The following is a 1,482-nucleotide window of genomic DNA, read 5'->3' as shown; positions in this document are numbered from 1 at the left end:
AGCAAAATGTAGAAGAAAATACAGACGAAAATAATACTGACCAAAATATTAATGAAGAAAATAATCAGTCAGGAAATACACAAGAAAATGGTGGTTCAAATAGTGAAGGAACTGTTCAGACTCCAAGTACAGAACCAAGTCAACAAGACCAAGTACCACAACAATAATTAATATATAATAAAAGGGAGAAGTCTTAAAAAAGACATACTCCCTTTTTATATTTAATATATATTAAAAATTTATTTAAACTACTTATGAATTCGTATATGAATTTTTTTATGAATATACTTATCTAGTGAATATTTTATAATAGCAGCTATGGGCACAGATAAAAATACTCCTACAATTCCAAATAATGAACCTCCTATTAAAACTGCAGATATTATCCAAAGAGGGCTAAGCCCAACTTGATCACCCATAATCTTAGGTCCAATTAAGTTTCCATCTAGTTGTTGCAGTATAAGAATAAATATGGCTACCCATAATGCTTTTATAGGACTATAAACTAAAGTCATTACGATAGGGAATATAGCACCTATAAATGGACCAAAATAAGGGATAATATTTGTTAAAAATACTATAAAAGATAAAAATAATGAGTTATTAATTTTTAATAAAAACTGAAAACCTATAAAAGCTAAAATACCGATTATTAATGAATCTATAAGCTTTCCTATTATATAATGATAAAAAATATTATGAGATACTTTAACAAATTCAATTATATCATTAGCCTTATTTATAGGAACAGAAGCATATAGCAGTTTTTTACATGCAATTATTATTTTTTCTTTATCATACAACATATAAATAGATAAAATAATTCCCATTATAATATCAAATAATAGTGAAGTTATACTAAAAATATATATAAATAAATCAGATGATACTTTTGAAAATAAATCAAGTAGTTTAGTTAATATACTATTTAAATTATTTTGAATATGAGGTAAAATAGTTTCTAAAAACTCTGACTGAGATATATTATTATTTAAAATTTTATTTAATATATTTATGTAATGTGGCATTTCATTTATTAAAGTATTTAATGTATCTATTATAGCTGGAATTAAAAGCTTAAATCCAACACTAAATACAAAAGTAATCAATATATATGAAAAAAATATATTAACAAGCCTATGAGTTTTAAATTTTTTTTCTAAAAACATTATCATAGGATTTAAAAGTAAAGTTAAAAGTATTCCAATTAAAAACGGGCTAAAAAAAGACATAAGATCTCTAATTCTATTAATTATTTGACTAGGAGAATCTATAGCTTTATATAATAAAATAGATATAAATGCTACAAGTATATAGTATTTAATATTTTCTTTTGAAATCAAAATAATATCCTCCTTAGATAATGTTAAACTTCTTGCTAAATATATTTTATGCAATTAAGTGAAATTTTAAGATTTTTAATTATTAAATATTTTAATTTTTGCTTATATGGATTATATTATAATAATGAAATAAAAAATG

General features: G+C 22.3%; 1 protein-coding gene. It reads right to left on the bottom strand.

Features of this window, described 5'->3' with window-relative positions; genetic code table 11:
* Nucleotides 1-248: 248 nt before the first annotated feature.
* Nucleotides 249-1,343 carry an AI-2E family transporter gene (locus G3997_RS06220; RefSeq protein WP_296644511.1) on the bottom strand — a complete coding sequence of 365 codons (1,095 nt, stop codon included), beginning with the start codon at nucleotides 1,341-1,343 and terminating at the stop codon, nucleotides 249-251.
* Between the last annotated feature and the right edge of the window lie 139 nt (nucleotides 1,344-1,482).

The sequence above is a fragment of the Romboutsia sp. 13368 genome (assembly GCF_018336475.1).
Classification (GTDB): domain Bacteria; phylum Bacillota; class Clostridia; order Peptostreptococcales; family Peptostreptococcaceae; genus Romboutsia.
This window is presented reverse-complemented; position numbering and strand designations above follow the sequence as displayed.